A 2,253-nucleotide genomic window follows, 5' to 3' on the forward strand; every position below is an offset into this window, starting at 1 on the left:
AGTTAACCGTCTGGTCAGCCAGGAGGAGCTACCGGATATCGAGCGCTATATAAAGTTGTTTTAGAACCAGCGTCCCCTATGATATGGAAGAGTGGAAAATGTCGCCTTCTTTCTGAAGTTTCGTGCGGAGAGGACCAGTATTGATCAGGTTGCCGTTATTGGCCACTGATATGGTGCGGCCCTTATGATAGGCTGTAAAGGGCCGGAGGTCCAAAGTGGAGTCTGTTTTGTTGATTGAGCTCCAGACAGTACCCAGCGATACGTGCCCTGAGAGGTATTCGAGAGCTTTCTCGGTAAAGACTTCGGGCAAGAGCCCGATGCCTTTATGCTGAAGTGTTTCGCTGCCGTCGCTCACGACGATGCCGGCGCCCTTCTGCCCCCGATGTTGCAGCGCATAGAGCCCAAAACAGGTCAGTTTTGCGGCATCTGGATGGCTATGAATGCCGAACAGCCCGCTAACTTCCTGTTGGTATAATAGGTGCGACTGATCCAATTGTAGTTCCTTTCTGGGGTGGTGAAAATCATGCCCAAATCCTGGAGTAAGAATTGATGCCATTTTTATTCCGTACTTCTCGCCACTTTCAGGAATGCTTTTCTCTGTGATTGAACCGATTGACCGATTTTTTCCTTGAACCATTCATGGATCTTTTTAGTTGGAACTGCTTGAAGCGCTGTTTGGATTGCGTCCTGGGTCGTCTTCGATAGAAAAGCTGAAAATGATAGGAGCATGGATGTAAAACCACTTTTGACTTGATCTTGTTCAAGGGTCTTGAACTTACCAATAGCCGATTCAAGGACTTCGCTGCTTCCAAGCAGAACTTCGTCTGGTTTGGCATTTAATGATTGTTGTTCTACAAAACAAATCAATTCAGCGCGAACCCGGTTTGCTCGATCGTCATTGCCGCATTCCTCGATAGCAGTTTCCAAGTCGATACTGCAATAGCGGTAGATTCCAACGGACCTCACGAAATCAACGGCACTCTCGACCACATTCATCAGAGTGCTCCAGCTACCAATTTGTTCACGGTATTCGTGCAGCCAACCAAGCTTTTCATTCATCCGGGTGAGATCGAGTCCATCATTGCTGACTCCTCGATCCAAGTAATTGAGCACATCTTGTCCCCATTGGACCAACTTATCCACGTTCATGTAGCGCGCCTTGCTCCTCTGGTTGGGTGGAGCGAACGCCATTAGATTCGTTTGCTGAACTTTCTTGGCAGTCTGAGCGGCGCTTTGAGTAAACTTGATCCAGTCTTCGTCGTCTTGAAGTTCGCGCTTTAGCAGGACGGCTCCCTTGTGTTTGATATCGTAAATGTAGCATGTGTTTTGGTACTGGCGGCAGAATCTTTCAATTCCCGACTTTATGTCCGGCCCGTAATCACCCACGATTTGCCGAGGCACCCCGGTTTTCTCAATCGTTTTAACAAGCTGTTCATACACGATGGCGCCGTTGGAGTGCGTCACGGGCAACAACGCAATCGGTTCCACATCTTCATGGGTCAGGCGAAGCTCAACAGCCGGCAAGGAACTCTGGCGAATCCCCACAATGACTAAACACTTCTCACTTCCCAGTTGAACGGTGTGGTCCACTATCCATATCCAGTCCGTTGCTTTCTCCTTTGCTCGCTCAAGCTTATAGTAGCCCAAACGAAGCAACCAAAACCGACCCGCATACCAGGACGGAGTCGATCTACCGAGTCCCAAAGAGGATGAAATGATCTTGAGAATCCGACTTGCCCCTCTCAGACTCGATCCCCCTGATAAAACAAACTCCACGAAAAGAGAGATATGCGCGATGGAATAGGTATGAAACGTTGGGACGATGTCGAATTTCTCACAGCCAGGGATGCTTATCGTTTTTTTTCCTGCAACTCTTCGAGCTCCTTTTCAAGCTTCTTCACCCTTTTTTTAAGATCTGCCTTGCGCTTCTCCAAGTACCGAATCTTGTTGCTCAGCAATTTGATCTGGTACTTTGCGCTCAGGCATTTGGCCTTCCATTGGTCACGGCTTTCTTCAAAAAATTTGATGAGCTTGCGGGCCGGGCTTCTGTAACAATCACTTTCAGATTTCGAGTTCTTATCAAGCATGGATCGGTTCCTCCTAAAAGATGAGAGCCTAAAATTCTATCCATACTTGAATTTATTCAAAAAGTCCCGCACAATCGACTTTGTTATGTTGAAAATACAACAACAGTTCGGAACAATTCTCGGTTGAAATATTTGAGCATATCAGGGACGATTTTCACCACCCCAG

3 protein-coding genes are annotated in these 2,253 nt (G+C 47.5%); all 3 read right to left on the reverse strand.

Features of this window, described 5'->3' with window-relative positions:
- Window positions 1-76: 76 nt before the first annotated feature.
- The 3 genes from K1V27_RS22395 to K1V27_RS22405 all read right to left on the reverse strand — a co-directional run bounded on the left by K1V27_RS22395 (window position 77) and on the right by K1V27_RS22405 (window position 2,087).
- Complete coding sequence (locus K1V27_RS22395) at window positions 77-556, reverse strand: amidophosphoribosyltransferase (protein ID WP_258932510.1); 480 nt, start codon at window positions 554-556, stop codon at window positions 77-79.
- Window positions 557-558: 2 nt separating this feature from the next.
- Window positions 559-1,524, reverse strand: coding sequence for a hypothetical protein (locus K1V27_RS22400; RefSeq protein WP_258931095.1), 966 nt, complete (start codon window positions 1,522-1,524; stop codon window positions 559-561).
- Window positions 1,525-1,850: 326 nt separating this feature from the next.
- Window positions 1,851-2,087 (reverse strand): hypothetical protein, encoded by a 237-nt coding sequence (locus tag K1V27_RS22405; protein WP_258931096.1) that lies wholly within the window; start codon window positions 2,085-2,087, stop codon window positions 1,851-1,853.
- Window positions 2,088-2,253 lie beyond the last annotated feature (166 nt).

It is taken from the genome of Desulfoferrobacter suflitae, from assembly GCF_022603395.1.
GTDB classification, from domain to species: domain Bacteria; phylum Desulfobacterota; class Syntrophobacteria; order Syntrophobacterales; family Syntrophobacteraceae; genus Desulfoferrobacter; species Desulfoferrobacter suflitae.

What these genes read in the sequence shown, in the direction of transcription:
- K1V27_RS22395 (WP_258932510.1), bottom strand. Translation starts at nt 556, where the DNA reads ATGGCATCAATTCTTACTCCAGGATTTGGGCATGATTTTCACCACCCC.
- K1V27_RS22405 (WP_258931096.1), bottom strand. Translation starts at nt 2,087, where the DNA reads ATGCTTGATAAGAACTCGAAATCTGAAAGTGATTGTTACAGAAGCCCG.